The organism is Amnibacterium kyonggiense (assembly GCF_004364555.1).
Classification (GTDB): domain Bacteria; phylum Actinomycetota; class Actinomycetes; order Actinomycetales; family Microbacteriaceae; genus Amnibacterium; species Amnibacterium kyonggiense.
Map to the genome: position 1 here is coordinate 21,034 of NZ_SOAM01000002.1, position 18,532 is coordinate 39,565.

The 18,532-nt window shown below is 73.1% G+C and carries 19 protein-coding genes; 8 read left to right on the top strand and 11 right to left on the bottom strand.

Translation table 11 applies throughout. The annotated features are described in order from the left end of the window. Positions 1-12: 12 nt before the first annotated feature. The 3 genes from CLV52_RS08470 to CLV52_RS08480 are packed head-to-tail and all read right to left on the bottom strand — an operon-like array spanning position 13 to position 2,772. Positions 13-1,620, bottom strand: coding sequence for a long-chain-fatty-acid--CoA ligase (locus tag CLV52_RS08470; protein ID WP_133765933.1), 1,608 nt, complete (start codon positions 1,618-1,620; stop codon positions 13-15). A 46-nt stretch (positions 1,621-1,666) separates the two neighbouring features. After that, positions 1,667-2,122, bottom strand: a complete 456-nt coding sequence (locus CLV52_RS08475; RefSeq protein WP_133765934.1) for an acyl-CoA thioesterase — start codon at positions 2,120-2,122, stop codon at positions 1,667-1,669. Further along, positions 2,119-2,772: a QsdR family transcriptional regulator gene (locus tag CLV52_RS08480; protein WP_133765935.1), complete on the bottom strand. Its 654-nt coding sequence runs from the start codon at positions 2,770-2,772 to the stop codon at positions 2,119-2,121. The genes CLV52_RS08475 and CLV52_RS08480 overlap by 4 nt, the downstream gene beginning before the upstream one ends. Positions 2,773-2,856: 84 nt before the next feature. Here CLV52_RS08480 and CLV52_RS08485 point away from each other — a divergent pair, with 84 nt between their 5' ends. Both CLV52_RS08485 and CLV52_RS08490 read left to right on the top strand, forming a co-directional pair. Further along, on the top strand, positions 2,857-4,074 hold the full coding sequence (locus CLV52_RS08485) for an acyl-CoA dehydrogenase family protein (protein ID WP_133765936.1): 1,218 nt from the start codon (positions 2,857-2,859) through the stop codon (positions 4,072-4,074). Positions 4,075-4,104: 30 nt separating this feature from the next. Then, positions 4,105-5,337, top strand: coding sequence for an acetyl-CoA C-acetyltransferase (locus tag CLV52_RS08490; RefSeq protein ID WP_133765937.1), 1,233 nt, complete (start codon positions 4,105-4,107; stop codon positions 5,335-5,337). Positions 5,338-5,444: 107 nt separating this feature from the next. On the opposite strand, the gene CLV52_RS08495 is transcribed toward CLV52_RS08490, so the two are convergent. The 4 genes from CLV52_RS08495 to CLV52_RS08510 form a co-directional block, all read right to left on the bottom strand. Further along, entirely contained in the window at positions 5,445-5,897 is a 453-nt protein-coding gene (locus CLV52_RS08495; RefSeq protein ID WP_133765938.1) for a MaoC family dehydratase, read from the bottom strand. Then, positions 5,894-6,649: a 3-oxoacyl-ACP reductase FabG gene (gene fabG, locus CLV52_RS08500; protein ID WP_133765939.1), complete on the bottom strand. Its 756-nt coding sequence runs from the start codon at positions 6,647-6,649 to the stop codon at positions 5,894-5,896. The genes CLV52_RS08495 and fabG overlap by 4 nt, the downstream gene beginning before the upstream one ends. 9 nt (positions 6,650-6,658) lie before the next feature. Next, positions 6,659-7,762 carry an alcohol dehydrogenase catalytic domain-containing protein gene (locus CLV52_RS08505; protein WP_133765940.1) on the bottom strand — a complete coding sequence of 368 codons (1,104 nt, stop codon included), beginning with the start codon at positions 7,760-7,762 and terminating at the stop codon, positions 6,659-6,661. A 71-nt stretch (positions 7,763-7,833) separates the two neighbouring features. After that, the gene (locus tag CLV52_RS08510; RefSeq protein ID WP_133765941.1) at positions 7,834-8,703 is read right to left on the bottom strand and encodes an LLM class F420-dependent oxidoreductase; all 870 of its coding nucleotides are present in this window, start codon (positions 8,701-8,703) and stop codon (positions 7,834-7,836) included. 101 nt (positions 8,704-8,804) lie between these two features. Here CLV52_RS08510 and CLV52_RS08515 point away from each other — a divergent pair, with 101 nt between their 5' ends. The 3 genes from CLV52_RS08515 to CLV52_RS08525 are packed head-to-tail and all read left to right on the top strand — an operon-like array spanning position 8,805 to position 11,139. Beyond that, a complete protein-coding gene (locus CLV52_RS08515; RefSeq protein ID WP_133765942.1) occupies positions 8,805-9,131 on the top strand; it encodes an ArsR/SmtB family transcription factor in 327 nt (108 codons plus the stop codon). Then, positions 9,128-9,637 carry an SRPBCC family protein gene (locus CLV52_RS08520; protein WP_133765943.1) on the top strand — a complete coding sequence of 170 codons (510 nt, stop codon included), beginning with the start codon at positions 9,128-9,130 and terminating at the stop codon, positions 9,635-9,637. The genes CLV52_RS08515 and CLV52_RS08520 overlap by 4 nt, the downstream gene beginning before the upstream one ends. An 11-nt stretch (positions 9,638-9,648) precedes the next feature. Further along, entirely contained in the window at positions 9,649-11,139 is a 1,491-nt protein-coding gene (locus tag CLV52_RS08525; protein ID WP_133765944.1) for an aspartate ammonia-lyase, read from the top strand. 3 nt (positions 11,140-11,142) lie between these two features. On the opposite strand, the gene CLV52_RS08530 is transcribed toward CLV52_RS08525, so the two are convergent. After that, the gene (locus CLV52_RS08530; protein ID WP_133765945.1) at positions 11,143-11,898 is read right to left on the bottom strand and encodes a hypothetical protein; all 756 of its coding nucleotides are present in this window, start codon (positions 11,896-11,898) and stop codon (positions 11,143-11,145) included. Between the two features lie 108 nt (positions 11,899-12,006). On the opposite strand from CLV52_RS08530, the gene CLV52_RS08535 reads away from it, so the two are divergent. Together CLV52_RS08535 and CLV52_RS08540 are read left to right on the top strand one after the other, a co-directional pair. Continuing rightward, positions 12,007-12,615, top strand: a complete 609-nt coding sequence (locus CLV52_RS08535) for a GNAT family N-acetyltransferase (RefSeq protein ID WP_133765946.1) — start codon at positions 12,007-12,009, stop codon at positions 12,613-12,615. After that, positions 12,612-13,142 (top strand): GNAT family N-acetyltransferase, encoded by a 531-nt coding sequence (locus tag CLV52_RS08540; protein WP_133765947.1) that lies wholly within the window; start codon positions 12,612-12,614, stop codon positions 13,140-13,142. Before CLV52_RS08535 ends, CLV52_RS08540 begins: the two co-directional genes overlap by 4 nt. 89 nt (positions 13,143-13,231) lie before the next feature. On the opposite strand, the gene CLV52_RS08545 is transcribed toward CLV52_RS08540, so the two are convergent. Continuing rightward, positions 13,232-15,352, bottom strand: coding sequence for a glycoside hydrolase family 36 protein (locus CLV52_RS08545; RefSeq protein ID WP_133765948.1), 2,121 nt, complete (start codon positions 15,350-15,352; stop codon positions 13,232-13,234). A gap of 34 nt (positions 15,353-15,386) precedes the next feature. Further along, on the bottom strand, positions 15,387-16,178 hold the full coding sequence (locus CLV52_RS08550; protein ID WP_133765949.1) for a prenyltransferase/squalene oxidase repeat-containing protein: 792 nt from the start codon (positions 16,176-16,178) through the stop codon (positions 15,387-15,389). 48 nt (positions 16,179-16,226) lie between these two features. On the opposite strand from CLV52_RS08550, the gene CLV52_RS08555 reads away from it, so the two are divergent. Next, a complete protein-coding gene (locus CLV52_RS08555; protein ID WP_133765950.1) occupies positions 16,227-17,939 on the top strand; it encodes an alpha-glucosidase in 1,713 nt (570 codons plus the stop codon). A gap of 7 nt (positions 17,940-17,946) precedes the next feature. On the opposite strand, the gene CLV52_RS08560 is transcribed toward CLV52_RS08555, so the two are convergent. Next, entirely contained in the window at positions 17,947-18,504 is a 558-nt protein-coding gene (locus CLV52_RS08560; RefSeq protein ID WP_133765951.1) for a CGNR zinc finger domain-containing protein, read from the bottom strand. Between the last annotated feature and the right edge of the window lie 28 nt (positions 18,505-18,532).

The following is an 18,532-nucleotide window of genomic DNA, read 5'->3' on the forward strand; positions in this document are numbered from 1 at the left end:
GAACCCTGCGGTTCAGACGCCGGCGGGCTGCTGCTCCTCCGTGTAGACGCGGGTCAGCTCGCGCTTCAGCACCTTGCCGGACGGGCCGAGCGGCAGCTCGTCGACGATGCGGACGACGCGCGGGAACTTGTACGCCGCGATCTTCGCCTTCACGAAGTCGCGCAGCTCCTCCGGGGTCGCGGAGGCGCCCTCCTTCAGCACGACGGCCGCTTCGACCTCCTGCCCGTGCTTCGCGTGCGGCGTCCCGAACACGGCCGCGGCCTGCACGGCGGGGTGCCGCATCATGACGCCCTCGACCTCGGTCGGGTACACGTTGTAGCCGTTCCGCAGGATCATGTCCTTCTTGCGGTCGACGATCGTCAGGTAGTCGTCGTCGCCCATCGTCGCGAGGTCACCGGTGCGGAACCAGCCGTCGACGACGGCCTCGCGGTTCGCCTCCGGCCGCCCGAGGTAGCCCTTGAACAGGTTGTGGCCGCGGACGACGAGCTCCCCGAGCTCGCCGCGGGGCAGCTCCACGATCCGGTCGTCGACCTCCGGGTCGGCGATCAGGACGTCGGAGCCCCAGATCGGGACGCCGATGGTGCCGGGGCGGATCTCCTTGCCGATCGGGTTGAAGGACACGACCGGGGAGGTCTCGGTCAGGCCGTAGCCCTCGTAGACGGTCGCGCCGAAGACGTCCGAGAACTCCTCGAGCACCGCCAGCGGCAGCGGGGCGCCGCCGGAGACCGCGTAGCGGAGCTGCGGCTTCGGCGCACCGGCGCGAGCGCCCGCGAGCAGGCCGACGTACATCGTCGGCACGGCCGTGAACACGGTCGCGCCGTGCTCGGCCATCGCGGTCAGCGCGGCGGCCGGCTCGAACTTCGGCAGCATGACGATCGTCGCACCCTTGCGGAACGCGGTGTTCAGCACGCAGGTCTGCCCGAACGTGTGGAACAGCGGGAGGCCGCCGAACACGACGTCGTCGTGGCGCATGTCGAACAGGTCGATGAGCGACACGTTCACCTGCTCGACGAGCGAGAAGTGCGCGCCGACGGCGCCCTTCGGCGTCCCGGTCGTACCGCTCGTGTAGAGGAGGGTCGCGGGCTCGAGCGGTCCCATCGCCTCCTGCCGGACGATCGGCTCCGCCGCTGCGGCGAGCTCCTCGAGGCGCGGGATCGGTGCGAGGTCCTTCGCCGCCTCGGGCAGCAGGACCGAGACGGCGTCGACGCCGCCCTCCATCGCCGCCGGCAGCGCCTCACCGAGGCTCGGCGCACCGATCACGACGAGCTTCGCCCCGCTGTCGCGGAGCACGTGCGCGATCTCGTCCTTCTTGAACAGGAGGTGGATCGGCACCGCGACGGCGCCGATCGCGAGGACCGCGTAGTAGACCTTCGGGAAGTCGGGCACGTTCGGCACGAGCATCGCGACCCGGTCGCCGCGGCCGACGCCGCGGGCCTTCAGCGCGCCGGCGATCGCCTTCGCGTCGCGCCACAGCTCGGCGTACGTGGCGCGGGACTGCGGACCGGTCTGGCCCGCCCAGATCACGGCCGTCTTGTCCGGGTACCGGTGCGCCGACTCGGCGAGGATCGTGGCGACGGAGATCGTCGCGTTGCCGGGGCCGTCGAGAACGTCGTCGTTCATTCCTGCTTCTCCTTCGAAGTGACGTGGCTGAGCTTGCCTCGTCGCGTTAAGCGCCCGCTCCGAGTTCGTGGCGGATGCGCTCGCGGATGGGCTCCGGCACGGGGATCGGCCGGCGGTCGTCGCGGCCGACGAACACGTGCACGAACGTGCCGGTCGCGAGCAGCTCCTCGTCCTCCTCGCGGAAGATGCCGAGCCCCCACGAGACGCTCGTCGTGCCGACCCGGTCCGCCCGCAGCCCGACGACGAGCGCGTCGGGGAAGGCGGCGGAGGCGAAGTATCGGCAGGAGGACGCGACGACGAACGCCGGGTCCGTCTCCGCCGCGGCGACGGGTCGGCCGTGGCGGGCCGCACCGGCGTCGAGCAGCCAGCTCGTCACGGTCGTGTCCATCGCGGCGTAGTAGATCGTGTTGTTCAGGTGCCCGAAGACGTCGTTGTCGTGCCACCGGGTGGGGAACGTCCGCCGCCACCCGTAGTCCGCGAGGGTCGGCCGCTCGTCCGTCACGACCGCGGCCTCGTCGCCGCGAGCACGAGCGCGAAGGCGGCGGCCGCGCGGTCCGCGTCGGGGCGCTCGCCGGCGATCAGGTCGGCGTAGGCGTAGGACTCCGCGACGCGGACGAGCACGGTCGCGAGGTCGTGCAGCGGCAGCGGCGTCGTCATCCTCCCGGCCGCGATCTCCTCCTCGAGCAGCAGCTCGACGATCGCGACGAAGCGGCGGTGCACGGGCGTGGCGTCGCCGGTGAGGATCCGGAGGGCGCGGGACGGCTCCCGGACGATCCAGCCGCGGAAGTAGTCGGCGGTGATGAGGTCGTGCACGAAGCGGGTGAGGGCGCCCTCGACGCGGTCCGCGCCGCGCGCGTCGGTGGCGGCGTCCGCGGCGTCGAACGTCGGGACCGCGATGCTCCACAGGATCTCGCCCAGCAGCGCGTCGCGGTTGCCGACCCAGCGGAACAGGGAGGTGCGGTCGACGCCGAGCTCCGCGGCCAGCGCCGACATGTCGATGCGGTCGCCCGCGATGAACCGGTGCCGGGCCGCGCGGAACGCGCGCTGCGCGTCCTCGTGCACGAGCAGCCGCTCGCCGAGCGCGCTCGGCACGAGCCGCGCGCCGAGGCTGCCCGGCCCGGTCGTGCGCCGGGGCGCGTCCACGGCTGTCATGCCGGGGATGCTAGCGCTGCAACATTCTGAGAAGTGATGCGTACACTCGCCTCGGCGACGCAGCCGAGGGAGGACTTTCGACCCATGACGATCACCGCGGACACTTCGACGGGCTCGGAGGAGCCGACGCTCGACCACCTGGTCAGCGACTTCTACGGCTACCAGGACTTCCTCACGCCGGACGAGCAGCGGCACGCGGCCGAGTTCCGCGCCGTGTTCGAGGAGCGCGTCCGGCCGATCGCGGACGAGTACTGGGCCCGGGCGGAGTTCCCGAAGCAGGTCATCCCGTGGCTCGCGGACCTCGGCGCCCTCGGGCCGTTCGTGCCGGAGGTGCGGAAGTTCGAGAACACCGCCGTCTTCCGCGGCTGGATGGCGCTCGAGATGGGCCGCGTGGACGCCTCCGTCGCCACGTTCGTCGGGGTGCAGTCCGGCCTCGCGATGGGCTCGATCCACGTCGGCGGCTCGCCGGAGCAGCAGGCGGAGCTCCTGCCGAAGATGGCGCGGGGCGAGCTGCTCGGCGCCTTCGGCCTGACGGAGCCGTACTCCGGCTCCGACTCCGCGCGCGGCCTCCGCACCACCGCCCGTCGCGAGGGCGACGAGTGGGTGCTGAACGGCGCGAAGCGGTGGATCGGCAACGCGACCTTCAGCGACTTCGTCGTGATCTGGGCGAAGGACGAGGCGGACGGCCAGGTGAAGGGCTTCCTCGTCGACACCGACCTGCCCGGCTTCCGCGCGGACAAGATCGAGGACAAGATCGCGCTCCGCAGCGTGCAGAACGCCGACATCACGATGGTCGACGTCCGCGTGCCGGAGGCGAAGCGGCTGCCGGGCATCCGCTCGTTCCGCGACGTCGCGACGGTGCTGCGCCTCACGCGCTGCGAGGTCGCCTGGCAGGCGGTCGGCGTCGCGGTCGGCGCGTGGGAGGCGGCGCTCGCCTATGCCAAGGACCGGCAGCAGTTCGGGCAGCCGATCGCGAGCCATCAGCTGATCCAGGACCTGCTCGTGAAGGGCCTCGGCAACATCACCGCCTCGATCGGCATGTGCCTCCGCGCGTCGCAGATGCAGGACCAGGGCATCCAGAAGGACGAGCACTCGGCGCTCGCGAAGGCGTTCGCGACCGCCCGCATGCGCGAGACCGTCGCCTACGCGCGGGAGATCCTCGGCGGCAACGGCATCGTGCTCGACAAGGGCGTCGCCCGCTTCTTCGCGGATGCGGAGGCGCTCTACTCGTACGAGGGCACCCGCGAGATGAACACCCTCATCGTCGGCCGCTCCATCACGGGCATGAACGCCTTCGTCTGACCCGATCCACCCGAGCGAAGGAGCTCAGCAATGCCCGAAGCGGTCATCGTCGCGGCGAAGCGCTCGCCGATCGGACGTGCGAACAAGGGATCGCTCGTCGGGTTCCGGCCGGACGACCTCGCGGCGCTGCTCGTGCAGGAGGCGCTCGACGCGGTGCCGGAGCTGGCGCCGGAGCGCATCGACGACCTGATCATGGGCTGCGGGCTGCCCGGCGGTGAGCAGGGCATGAACATCGCCCGGATCGTCGCGGTGCGGCTCGGGTACGACTTCATGCCCGGCACGACCGTCAACCGGTACTGCTCGTCGAGCGTGCAGTCGACGCGCATGGCCTTCCACGCGATCAAGGCGGGGGAGGGGCACGCGTTCGTCTCCGCCGGGGTCGAGTCGGTCACGCACTTCGCGAACGGCAGCGCGGACTTCATCCCCGGCCAGGACCCGCGGACGATCCTCAACCCCGTCTTCGACGAGGCGATGGCGCGGACGCAGCGGCGGGCGGAGGAGGGCGGCGCGTGGCACGACCCGCGCGAGGACGGCCTCCTGCCGGACGCGTACATCGCGATGGGGCAGACCGCGGAGAACGTCGCCGGCCTGAAGGGCGTGAGCCGGCAGCGGCAGGACGAGTACGCGGCGCTGAGCCAGAACCGGGCCGAGGCCGCGATCGCCGCCGGCGTGTTCGCGCGGGAGATCACGCCCGTCAAGACCCCCGACGGCCGGGTCGTGAGCACGGACGACGGCCCGCGTGCCGGCGTCACGGTGGAGACGCTCGCCGGTCTGCAGCCGGTGTTCCGGAAGGACGGCACCGTCACGGCGGGCAACGCCTGCCCGCTGAACGACGGCGCGGCCGCACTCGTGATCGTGTCGGACGCGCTCGCGAAAGACCTCGGGCTGACCCCGCTCGCGCGCATCGTGTCGACCGGCGTCAGCGCGCTCTCGCCGGAGATCATGGGCCTCGGGCCGGTGGAGGCGAGCCGGCGCGCCCTTGCGAACGCCCGGATGACGATCGGCGACATCGACCTCGTCGAGATCAACGAGGCGTTCGCCGCGCAGGTGATCCCGTCCGCCGCCGACCTCGGCGTCGAGTGGGACCGGCTGAACGTCCACGGCGGCGCGATCGCGCTCGGGCACCCGTTCGGCATGACCGGTGCGCGGATCACCACGACCCTCCTGAACGCGCTCCGGACGAAGGACGCGACCTTCGGCCTCGAGACGATGTGCGTCGGCGGCGGTCAGGGCATGGCGATGGTCGTCGAGCGACTCGCCTGACCTCCCCGATCCGCACCTCCTTCGCCGATCCGCAGAATTCGAGCGACACGCCGGTCCCGGGTGGCCTCCGGACGGCGTGTCGGCTCAGAACTGCGGATCCGCGAGGGTCAGGCGTGGACGAAGACCGTCAGCGTCTCCGCCACGAGCGCGGGCTTCTCCGCACCCTCGATCTCGAGGGTGACCGCTGTCCGCGCCCGGATGCCGGTCGACGTCCGTTCGGCGCCCGCGATCGACGCCCGTGCCCGGATCCGCGAGCCCGCCCGCACGGGGGAGACGAAGCGCACCCGGTCCGATCCGGCGTTCACCACGAGCGCGCACGCGTCGACCTGCAGCAGCTCGAACAGGAACGGGGCGAGCAGGGAGAGCGACAGGTAGCCGTGTGCGACCGTCGCGCCGAACGGCCCGCCCGCGGCGCGCTCCGGGTCGACGTGGATCCACTGGTGGTCGTCGGTCGCGTCCGCGAAGCGGTCGATCCGCGCCTGGTCGACCGTCAGCCAGTCGCTCGTACCGAGGTCGGTGCCGACCGCGTCCAGCAGCGCCTCGGGGGAGTCGAATCTCATGCCTTCGGCCCTCCTGCGACGTAGAGCACCTGGCCGGACACGAACGACGCGGCGTCGGAGGTGAAGAACGCGGCCGCCTCCGCGACGTCCTGCGGCTGCCCGACCCGCGCGACGGGGATCTCCTTCGCCGCCCCGGCCAGGAAGTCCTCGTATGAGACCTTCATCCGCTCGGCCGTCTGCCGCAGCATGTCCGTCGCGATGAACCCCGGCGCGATCGCGTTCGCGGTGACGCCGTAGCGGCCGAGCTCGATCGCGAGCGTCTTCGTGAAGCCCTGGAGCCCGGCCTTCACGGCCGCGTAGTTCGCCTGCCCGCGGTTGCCGAGCGCGCTCGTCGACGACAGGGAGACGATCCGCCCCCATCGCGCCTCCACCTGGTGCGTCTGCACGGCGCGGCTCATGAGGAACGCGCCCCGGAGGTGCACGGCCACGACCGCGTCCCAGTCCGCGTCGGTCATCTTGAAGATGAGGTTGTCGCGGAGGATGCCCGCGTTGTTCACGAGGATCGTCGGGGCGCCCAGCTCATCCGCGACCCGAGCGACCGCCGCCGCCACGTCCTCCGCCCGCGACACGTCCGCGCCGATGCCGAGCGCCTCGCCGCCGGCCGCCCGGATCGCCTCGACCGTGTCGGCGGTCGCCGCCTCGTCGAGGTCGAGCACCGCGACCGCCCGCTCCTGCGCCGCGAGCCGCTTCGCGATCGCGGCACCGATGCCGCGCGCGCCTCCGGTCACGATCGCGATCCGTCGTCCCGTCATGCGTCCTCCTCAGTCGAACTCGATCAGCTGCCGGAGGGCGGTGCCTCCGGCGAGCGCGTCCATCGCCGCGTTCACGTCCTCGAGCGCCACGCGGCCGCTGACCAGCCGCTCGACGGGCAGCCGGCCGGCGAGCCACAGGTCCGCGAACGTCGGGACGTCGCGCGCCGGCACCGACGAGCCGAGGTAGCTGCCCACGACCGTGCGCGCCTCGCTCGTCAGCGTGAGCGGCGGGAGGCTCGAGCGCGCGTCCGCGCGGGGGAGCCCCACGGTGACCGTCGTCCCGCCGGGCGCGGTCACCGAGAACGCCGTCTCGAAGGCCTTCGGGTGCCCCGCCGCCTCGATCACGACGGGTGCCCGCACGCCGCGGTCCGCCGCCTCCTCGGGCGCCCATGCCTCGGTCGCCCCGCAGGCACGGGCGTGCTCGAGCTTCGCCGGGACGGCGTCGATCGCGACGACGGGGTGCCCGGTCGCGACGGCGACGAGCAGCGCGGCGGTGCCGACCCCGCCGAGCCCGACGATCGCGATCGGGTCGCCCTCCCGGGCGCCGGAGGCGTTCAGCACCGCGCCGCCGCCCGTCAGCACGGCGCAGCCGAGCAGCGCCGCGACCCCCGGCGGCACCGCGGCGGGCACTGGCACGACGGAGCGGCGGTCGACGACCGCGTGATCGGCGAAGGCCGAGGCGCCGAGGTGGTGGGCGACCGGCTCGCCGCGCCGGGACAGCCGCGTGCCGCCGCCGAGCAGCTCACCCCGCGCGTTCGCCGCGCTGCCGCGCTCGCACGGCAGGCGCCCGTCCGTCGCGCAGGCCGCGCACTCGCCGCAACGGGGCAGGAACGTGAGGACGACGCGGTCGCCCTCGTGCACGTCCCGGACGTCCGCGCCGACCCGCTCGACGACGCCCGCAGCCTCGTGCCCGAGCAGCATCGGCGTCGGGCGCGGCCGGTCGCCGTCGACGACCGACAGGTCGGAATGGCAGATCCCGGCGGCTTCGATCCGGACGAGCAGCTCGGTCGGCCCGGGGTCGTCCAGCTCGAGCTCGTCGACCGTGAGCGGGCGGCTGGCCGCGAAGGGACCGGGCCGCCCGGACTCCTCGAGCACCGCACCGCGGATCCGCATCGTCGACCTCCTCGTCGTCCGCGATGCTACGCAACACTTCCCGAGACGTTGCAGGAGGTGCCCGGTGCTCCTCAGCCGAGCTGCGCGAGCCTCGGCACGACCGTCTCGCCGAGCCGCGTCGCGAAGCCGACGGGGTCGGGCGCCGCCGCGCGGACCCACACCTGGTCGATGCCGATCGCCGCGTACTGCTCCATCCGGGTCAGGAAGTCGTCCACGTCGTCAGGCGAGTCGGGCCCCATTGTCGTGAGCGTCGCCTGGATCGTCGAGAAGTCGCGGCCGACGTCGTCGCAGTGCCCGCGGAGCACGTCGAGCTTGCGGCCCACCTCGTCGGGGCCGGCGTCGAAGAGGTTGCAGGCGTCGCCGAACTCGGCGACGAGCCGCAGCGTCTTCCGCTCGCCCGATCCGCCGATCAGCACCTCGGGCCGGTGCAGCGGCTGCGGGTTGCAGATCGTCGCTCCGAGCCGGTAGTGCTGGCCCTCGTAGGGACCGTCGTTCTCGCTCCACATCTGGGCGCAGATCTCCAGGGCCTCCCGCAGGCGCTCGAACCGCTCCTTGAGCGGCGGGTAGGGCACGCCGTAGGCCTCGTGCTCCTCCTCGTACCAGGCGGCGCCGATGCCGAGGAACGCGCGGCCCTGCGACAGCACGTCCAGGGTCGACACGATCTTCGCGAGCAGCGCGGGGTGCCGGTAGGTGACGCCGGTCACGAGCGTGCCGAGCCTGAGCCGCTCGGTCTTCCCGGCGAGGTACCCGAGGGTCGTGTAGCCCTCGAGCATCGGCTCGGCGGAGCCGCCGAGCGGGATCATCTGGAACCAGTGGTCCATGACGGTCATCGCGGCGAAGCCGCCCTCGTCGGCCGCCTTCGCGGTGTCGGCGAGCGTGGTGGCGAGGCTGCCCGGCGCACCGGGCATCGTGAAGTTCAGGAAGTGCAGCGCCAGCTTCATGGCGCCACCCTGCGCCTGGTCGGCTGGACGTCCGACGAGGGGCTCGTCGCGCTCGGCTGTGTACCTTGACCGGTACGTACCCAGTCAGGTACACATGACGCATGGACGCGGTGCTGCAGGCGATCGGCGACGCGAGTCGCCGCACCGTGCTCGACGCCCTTCGTGAGGGTCCGCGGACGGTCACCGAGCTCGCCGAGCGGCTGCCGATCGCGCGCCCCGGCGTCTCCCGCCACCTCCGGGTGCTGCGGGAGGCCGGCCTGGTCGAGGTGGAGGCGCGGGCGCAGTTCCGGGTCTACTCCCTGCGGGCCGAGCCGCTCGCCGAGCTGGACGCCTGGCTCGAGGACTACCGCGCGCTCTGGCGATCCCGCTTCGACGCGCTGCACACCGAGATCGCTCGCGGGAAGCGGGCGGAGAGGACCGGATCATGACGCACCAGGCGCACACCGTCGTCGAGCAGGACGGCGATCGAGTCCTCGTCCGCGTGGACGACGTCTTCGCGACATCGGTCGACGACCTCTGGTCGGCGATCACGGAGCCCGCGCGACTCGCGCGCTGGGTCGCGGAGGTGTCCGGCGACCTCCGCGAGGGCGGGGCGCTGCGGCTCCGCTTCACGAGCGGCTGGGAGGGGACGGGGCGGGTGCTCGTCTGCGACGCCCCTCGGCGCCTCGTCGTCGCGAACCGGGAGGACGACGGCGAGGAGACCGTCGTGGAGGCGCGGATCGAGGCCGTCGACGGCGGCGCACGCCTGACCGTCGAGGAGCGCGGGCTGCCCGCCGACGGCGGTGCGCCGTACGCCGCCGGCTGGTCCGTCCATCTCGAGGACCTCGCGCTGGTGCTCGACGGACACGAGCGCGGGGACTTCCTCCTCCGCCTGCGCGCTCGCCTCGTGGACGCGCAGCAGCAGGACGGATCCGAGGAGCGGCCCAGGGCGTAGGTTGATCGCCCGTGACCGACGACGCTCACCCGACCACCCGCACCGAGACCGACAGCCTCGGCGCGGTCGAGATCCCCGCCGAGGCGTACTGGGGCGCGCACACCGCCCGGGCGCTCGAGAACTTCCCGATCTCGAACACCCCGATCTCCCGCCATCCGCGGCTCGTGGACGCGCTCGCGATCGTCAAGCAGGCGGCCGCCCGCGCGAACCGCGACCTCGACGTGCTCGAGCCCGCGAAGGCGGCGATGATCGAGCGCGCCTGCGTCGCGATCCGGGAGGGGGCCCACCACGACCAGTTCGTCGTCGACGTCATCCAGGGCGGCGCCGGCACCTCGACGAACATGAACGCGAACGAGGTCGTCGCGAACGTCGCGCTCGCGCTCGCCGGTCGCGAGCTCGGCGACTACGCCTTCCTGAACCCCATCGACGACGTCAACCGCAGCCAGAGCACGAACGACGTGTACCCGACCGCGGGGAAGATCGCCATCGCGCTCGCGCTCGAGGACCTGCTCGTCGAGCACGTCGCGCTGAAGCGCGCGTTCGCGGACAAGGGGCACGAGTTCCACGACGTGCTGAAGGTCGGCCGCACGCAGCTGCAGGACGCGGTCCCGATGACGCTCGGGCAGGAGTTCCACGGCTTCGCGACGACGCTGGGGGAGGACGAGGAGCGCATCCGGGAGGTGCTGCCGCTGCTCCGGGAGATCAACCTCGGTGCCACCGCGATCGGCACGGGCATCACGGCCGACCCCCGGTACGCGGCGACGGTGCGGGCGCACCTCAGCGACATGCTCGGCGAGCAGTACGAGACGGCCGGCGACCTGATCGAGGCGACCAGCGACACCGGCGTGTTCATGCAGATGTCCGGCGTGCTGAAGCGCGCGGCGGTGAAGCTCTCGAAGATCTGCAACGACCTGCGGCTGCTGTCCTCCGGCCCGCAGGCGGGCCTCGGCGAGATCGTGCTGCCGCCGCGGCAGGCGGGCTCGTCGATCATGCCCGGCAAGGTCAACCCGGTGATCCCGGAGGTCGTGAACCAGATCGCGTTCGCGGTCGTCGGGCACGACGTCTCGGTCACGATGGCGGCCGAGGCCGGCCAGCTGCAGCTGAACGCGTTCGAGCCGCTGATCCTCCACTCGATCCTCACGAACGTCGCCTGGCTCGCGGCCGGCTGCCGCACGCTCCGCCTGCACTGCGTGGAGGGGATCCAGGCGAACGTCGATCGGCTCGACTCCATGGTCCGCACGTCCGTCGGCGTCGTCACGGCGCTCACGCCCTACATCGGCTACGCCGCGGCCTCCGCGCTCGCGAAGACCGCCCTGCTGACCGGCCGCGACGTCGCGGACCTCGTCGTCGAGGCCGGCCTCATGGACCGCACCCGCGTGCTCGAGCTCACCTCGCCCGAGCGCCTGACGAACTCGACGCCGATCACCGCGAGCATCGCGGTGGTGGGGCCGGAGACCGCCGCCATCGCGATCGCGCAGCCGTCGGAGGCCGACTCGATCTGACGGTCACGCGTCGACGGAGCGCTGCGCGGTGCCCGAGGAGCGGAGGCCCGCCGCGTAGCCGGGCGCGCGACCGTAGCCCGAGAACGAGCGGCGGTCGGTGACCCGGCGCACGTGCAGGTTGTCCCGCACCCAGTCCTGCACGGCCTCCTCCCGAGCGGCGACGACGAGCGCGGTGCCCGTGCCGGTGTCGGCGAGCGCGCGCTCGCGACCCTCGTCGAGCCGGGCCGCGGCACCGGCGCCGAAGGCCTGCGCGAAGGCGCACCGGGAGAGGTGCGCGTCCCACTTCGGGATCATCCGGTGACGCGGATCGCTCCGCCACCAGGCCTTCACCGCGAGTGCCGCCTGGACCGCGAGGGACTCGAGCAGCGGCACCGCGAGGGCCAGGTCCGAGGCGAATCCCGTCACCGCGAGCTCGACGTGCGGCCGCGAGCCGGGGTCGTCCCAGGGGTTGACGGTGCGGCGGTCGCGGTAGTGGGCGACGAGGCCGAGCGCCTTCGCCGCGGCGCTGAGGCCGATCACCACGTCGAGCGCGGTCGTCCCGCGTCCGCCGGCGACCACGACGGTGCGCCGCTCGATCGGCTCGCGCTCGGCGCGTCGGGCGCCGTCGACGTCGAGCGTCAGCCGGTCGATCGCGTGCTTCGCGAGCAGCCGCTCCGCCTCCTGGCCGGCGGTGTCCCGCTCGGCCTGCGTCGCCGCGGGGTCCTGCGAGACCCGCAGGAAGTGCTCGATGCGCGCCTCGACGCCCATCTTCTCGGCCATGGTTCCTCCTGGATGCCGGGGCACGGGCGCGGCCGCATTCGATCAGCGCCCACCGACAGCGCGGACATCGGCGGGCGATCCCCGGCGGCGCACCGGGATACTGGCCCGATGCCCACCCTGGACGCCGATGCCGCGCAGGCGTACGGCCGCGACCTCCTCCTCGGCGACCTGGTGCGCCTCCGCCCGCTCGAGGAGCGGGACCTCCTCCACCTCGAGCGCTGGTGGGGCGACCCGGAGTGGCAGGTGTTCCAGCAGCAGACCGTGCGGCCGCAGCCGGACGGACCCGCCCAGGACCTGTTCCGCCGCTGGAGCACGAACGACTCCGGCGCCGGGGTCGGGTTCAGCGTCGAGACGCGCGCGTCCGGCGAATTCGTGGGGCACGTGACGCTCTGGGGCGCCGCGCTCCCGGCACGAGCGGCGACGCTCGGCATCATCATCGGCCCGACCCAGGTCGGCCGGGGATACGGCACCGACGCCGTCCGCACCCTCTGCCGGTACGGCTTCCGCGCGATGGGCCTGCATCGCATCGGCCTCTCCCTCGCCGCCTTCAACGAGCGCGGCCGCGCCGCTTACGAGAAGGCGGGCTTCCAGGTCGAGGGCGTGCGCCGCGAGGCGGTGTTCACGGACGGCGGCTTCACGGACGAGGTGCTGATGGGGCTGCTGCGACGGGACTGGGAGGCGCGCGAGGAGGCGCGCGCCGCCGAGGCCTCCGCGTGACCGTGCGCGCGGCCCGCCCCGCCGACGCGGCCGCGCTCGCCGAGGTGGCTGCGGCGACCTTCGGCCTCGCGTGCCCGCCGAGCACGCCGCAGGCCGCGATCGACGAGTTCATCGCGACCGCCCTCTCCGAGTCGGCCTTCACCCGCTACCTGGCCGATCCCGCCCGGGCGCTGCTCGTGGCCGAGACGACGCCGGGGCGACCGTTCGACGGCTACGCGATGCTCGTGCTCGGCGAGCCCGCCGACCCGGACGTCGCCGGGGCGCTCCGCGTCCGGCCGACCGTCGAGCTGTCGAAGATCTACGTCCGTGCGGACGGCCACGGCCGGGGGACGGCAGCCGAGCTGCTCGCCCGGGCGCTGGAGGCGGGCCGTGCGCGGGGTGCGGCCGGCATGTGGCTCGGCACGAACCAGGAGAACGAGCGCGCCCAGCGGTTCTACGCGAAGCACGGCTTCGAGCGCGTCGGCGTCAAGCGCTTCCGGCTCGGCGACCGCTACGAGGACGACTTCGTCTTCGAGCGCCCCCTCTGACGCCGCCGGACTCCCCGGCAGAGGTTCACGGATACGGAGAACCGGCCCCGAACCTCCGTATCCGTGAACCTCATCCGGGTCGGTGAACCTCAGCGGAGGCGGAGGCGGAGGACTCGGGCCGCCTCGCCGGCGCCGGTCAGGTCGACGGTGAGCACACCCGTCGCCGCGTCCCAGGAGGTCGGCCAGACGGGCAGCGCCGTCGGGAACACCGTCTGCACCTCGATCTCGCGGCCGCGCAGCGCGGGGAACGCGAGGGCGACGGAGGTCGCGTCCTCCTGCCGGTTCCAGACGAATGCGAGCGTCTGCGCGGCGCTCGCCGTGGCCAGGGCGACCTGCGGCGCATCCCAGGCGGGCAGCCCGAGGGGCCAGGACGGCAGCGCGCGGGCGTGGTGCCGGACGACCTCCGGGTACGCGGCGGTCGCCTCGCGGACGAGGCCGAGCTGCCGTTCGTCGAGCCGGTCGAGGTTCCCGGACAGGTACAGCCGGCCGGACAGGCCCGTGACCAGCGTGAACGCGATCCGCTCGTCGCTCCACTCGGACTGCGGGTACGCCCAGTCGCCCGCCATCTCGGGCGGCATCGCCGCCGGGGCGGCCGCCGCGATGGCCGCGTACCGCCGCGCGTCCTGCTGGTCCGTCGTCGACTGCAGGTCGAAGCGCGCGAGCGTCGCCGAGTCCATCCGCTGCGCCCCGGAGGAGCACGCCTCGAGCACGACGCCCGGGTGCCGCCGCCGGAGGTCCACCACCCACGTCAGCAGCGCGCGGGCGTGGCCGAGCAGGCCGTCGCCGGGACTCGCCGCGTCCGCGTCCGGTCCGGACCCGGGGGTCACGTTGTAGTCCCACTTGAAGTACCGCGCCCCGTACTCGCCGATGAGCCGGTCGAACACGGCGTCGAGGTGCGCCCGGGCCGCGGGGCTGCGCAGGTCGAGGAAGTACCGGTCGTGCTCGACGATCCGCACGCCGGCACGGTGCATGAACGCCTCCTCCGGCAGGGTCCGCGCGACGGGGGAGCGGACGCCGACGACCTCCGGCTCCACCCAGAGCCCGGGCGTCATCCCACGGTCGCGGATCACCTGCAGCACGCCGGGCAGTCCGCGCTCGCCGAAGCGGACCGTGGAGGGCTCCCACGCGCCGACGCTCGGCCACCAGTCGCCGCCGTCGTCGTACCAGCCGGCGTCGATGCAGAAGACCTCGGCGCCGACGGATGCGGCCGCGTCGATGAGCGGCAGCAGCTTCTCGGTGGTCGGGTCGCCCATGAGCGCGTTCATGTAGTCGTTGAACACGAGCGGCCGGGCCGTGTCCGCGTGCACGTCGAGGTGCGAGCGGCGCCGGTGCTCGGTCAGCTGCCCGATCGCACCGGCGAAGCCGCCTTCGGCGAGCGCGATCGACGCCGGGACGGTGGAGAACGAGCCGCCGGGCTCGAGCCGGTGCAGCCACCCGTGGTCGACGTCCGTCGGCCCGAGCAGGGCGAGCGCGAGCGCCTCCGCCGGGTCGAACAGGGTGTCGAGCTCCCACCGCCAGGGGCCGTTGTGCTCCACCTCCCATGCGAGCGCGCGGCCGGAGTCGCGGTGCTCGAGCACCGCGACGGGCACCCACTCGCCGGACGGCCACGTCGAGTGCCCCGTCAGCGCGATCGAGCCGCGCGCGAAGTGCCCGTGCAGGGCGGCGTCGATGTCGGCGAGCCCCGCGGTGCCGCCGAGGGCGGTCGAGGACCAGCGGTTCTCCGCGCACCACTCGCTGCGCGCGGTCCACAGGTCGACGCCCACCGCGTCGCCGAGGTGCCCCGTCAGGCCGATGAAGGTGCCGGAGGTGACCTGCTGGAGCAGCACCGGCGCCGCGCCGCGGTTCTCGAGCACGGAGGAGACCCGGTAGGCGGCCGTCCCGGCGAACCGCTCGATCCGCGTGGTGACGACGAGCCCGGTGCGCTCGTCGCGCTGCACGAGGGTCAGCGTGCTGCGGCCGCCGGCCGACGCCGCCCGGTGCTCGACGAGGCGCAGGCGGTCGCCGATCGCGGTGCGGATCGCGCGCATGCTGCCGAGCCCGCGGCCCTCGCCGACCGCGAGCACCTCGACGAGCGCCGGCCGCGCGCGCTGCTCGGGTCGCCGCGGCTCGACGGCGTCGACGCCGGTCGTGACGGACGCGAGGACGGGACCGTCGTCGGCGGCGGTGAAGCGGAGGGGGAAGGCGTCGTCGCCCCAGGTGAAGTCGAGCACGCGTCGATCCTCCCGGACCGCGGAGGGCTCCGCCTCAGCCCTCCGCCCAGGCGAGCACGCGCGCGGCGCGCTCCGCGATCAGGACGCTGGAGGATCCCGGCGGCTCGAGCACGAGGATCTGCTCGGCCTCGATCGCGGGCGCCGCGATCCACGCGCCGTCGGGGCGCCGTGCGCGGCGCAGGGTGTCGACCGCGTCGGCGATCCGGTCGTCGGGCGCGACGCCCGCGGCGCGCAGGTGGTCGAGGCCGCGCAGCACGTCGTAGCACCAGTACACCGGCGCGTGGGGCACGAGCCAGGCCTCGTCGAGGACGCGGCCGGTCGTGCGGCTCCGGAGGAGGCCGCGGTCGAGGAGGTACTCGTGCCCCCGGTGCAGCGCGGTGTCGAGCGCCGGGCTCGATCCGACGGCCCGCGCGAACCCGAGGAGGCCCTCGAGCACGCAGATCGTCGAGTGGAACGAGCCGCGGGTGCTGGCCGGCGCCTCGCAGTTCCAGCCGCCGTCGGGCAGCTGCTCGCCGAGCAGGCGGGCGGCGAGCGCCGGCTCGGGACACCCGAACCGGGCGCCGAGCGTGAGGACCCGTCCGTTGACGCACGCCTCCGTCTCGCCCTGGAAGTAGGGCCGGCCGCCGTTCCCCTCCTCCCACCGCACGCGCTCGTGCACGAGGTCGACGGCGCGCCGGACGCCGGGATCGTCCGCGGGTGCGTCGAGCTCGTGGAGGAGCCAGAGCGCATCGGTCGTCGAGCACCAGTCGGCCGGGTCGTAGACCCCGACGCCCCAGTTCCCGTCCGGCCGCTGCAGCGCGAGCAGCGCGTCGATGCGTTCGTCCACGGAGCCTCTCTACCGCGCGGTCCTCCGAGCCGGGCCAGGATGGTTCCCGTGTCCGATCCCGCGTGGTTCACCTCCGCCGTCGTCTACCAGATCTACCCGCGCAGCTTCGCGGACTCGAACGGCGACGGGATCGGGGACCTCGGCGGGATCCTCGAGCACGTCGACCACCTCGCCGAGCTCGGCGTCGACGTCGTCTGGCTCTCGCCGATCTACCGGTCCCCGCAGGCCGACAACGGGTACGACATCAGCGACTACTTCGACATCGACCCGCTGTTCGGGACGCTCGAGCAGCTCGACGAGCTGATCGCCGCGCTGCACGCGCGCGGGATCGAGCTCGTGATGGACCTCGTCGTGAACCACACCTCCGACGAGCACCCGTGGTTCGTCGAGTCCGCCGCGGGGAAGGACAGCCCGAAGCGCGACTGGTACGTCTGGCGCGACGGCCGCGACCCTTCGAGTGCTCCTGGCGAGCCCGGACAGGAGCCGAACAACTGGGGCTCGTTCTTCTCGGGCTCCGCCTGGCAGTTCGACGAGGCGTCGGGCCAGTACTACCTGCACCTCTTCGACCGGAAGCAGCCGGACCTCAACTGGGAGAACGAGGACGTCCGCGAGGCCGTCTACTCGATGATGCGCTGGTGGCTCGACCGCGGGGTCGACGGCTTCCGGATGGACGTCATCAACTTCATCTCGAAGGAGCAGTCCTTCGCCGACGCGCCGCCCGTGCCGGGCGAGCGCTACGTCAACGCGTTCCAGCTGTTCGCGAACGGCCCGCGCATCCACGAGTTCCTCGCCGAGATGCACGAGCGCGTCTTCGCGGGCCGGGAGGGGAAGCACCTGACCGTCGGCGAGATGCCCGGCGTCACGACGGAGGAGGCGATCCTCTACACCGACCCCGCGCGCGGCGAGGTCGACATGGTCTTCCAGTTCGAGCACGTCTCGATCGACCAGGGGCCGACGTCGAAGTGGGACTGGATCGGTCTCGACCGGCTCGCGCTGAAGCGCTCCCTGCACCGCTGGCAGACCGCGCTCGCGCAGCAGGGCTGGAACAGCCTCTACTGGGACAACCACGACCAGCCGCGCGCCGTCTCCCGCTTCGGGGACGACGACCCGGCGTACTGGGAGCAGTCGGCGAAGGCGCTCGCGACGATCCTCCACGGCATGCGCGGCACGCCGTACGTCTACCAGGGCGAGGAGCTCGGGATGACGAACTACCCGTTCCGCTCCGCCGACGACCACCGGGACGTCGAGGCCGTGAACCACTGGAAGCGCGTGCTCGAGGAGGGACTCGACCAGGAGGCCGCGCTGACGGGCATGTCGAAGGTCGGCCGCGACAACGCGCGGACCCCGGTGCAGTGGGACGCGTCGCCGCAGGCCGGGTTCACGACGGGAGAGCCGTGGCTGCCCGTCAACCCGAACCGGTCCTGGCTGAACGCGGTCTCGCAGGTGGGGAAGCCGGGCAGCGTGTTCGAGCACTACCGCGCGCTCATCGCACTGCGCCACGAGCACCCGGTGTTCGCGACCGGCGACTTCACGGGCGTGATGGAGAACGACCCGGAGATCTGGGCGTACGTCCGCACCCTCGACCGGCAGCGCCTGCTCGTCGTGGCGAACTGCAGTCGGGCGCCGCGGGAGCTCGAGCTCGGCGACGGCTGGGCGGGCGCGCGGCTGCTGCTCGGCAGCGTCGAGGGCCGCGCGGACGTGCTCCGGCCCGGCTCGATCACGCTCGCGGGCTGGGAGTCCCGCGTCTACCTCCTCGACTGAGCGGCGCTCAGGCGGAGGCGGCGTGGCGCGCACGGAAGGCGCGGACGTTCATCCGGTTGCCGCAGTTGCCCACGTCGCAGAACCGCTTCGACCGGTTGCGGCTGAAGTCGACGAGCACCGCCTCGCAGTCGTCAGCGGCGCAGCGCTTCATGCGGGCGCGCTCGTCCTGCCGCAGCACGTCGACCCAGGCCATCGCGATCTCGACCATGACGCGGTCGGCGAGCGGGGCGTCCGGCGCGTTCGCGTGGACGTGCCAGCCGAGGCCGTCGTGGTCGACGAGGCGGGGGAGCGCGCCGCCCTCCGCGAGCATCGCGTTGACGAGCGCGGCGGCGTCCCGATCGCTCGCCGCCTCCCAGAGCGCCCGCAGTCGGAGCCGCAGCGCGCGGAGGGACTCGAGCTCGGCGGGCGTGCCCAGCCGGTCGCCGGTGAACCCCTCGCCCTCGAACCAGGCGCTCAGCTGCGCGATGGTCGTCAGCTCGTCCTGACCGCTGTGCGACGCGTCGGGCAGCGTGTTCACGAGGGTCGTGGCCGCCTGGAGGCTGAGCTCGACGTCATTGGTGAACACGCGTTGACTCCTGACAGCGACTCGATAG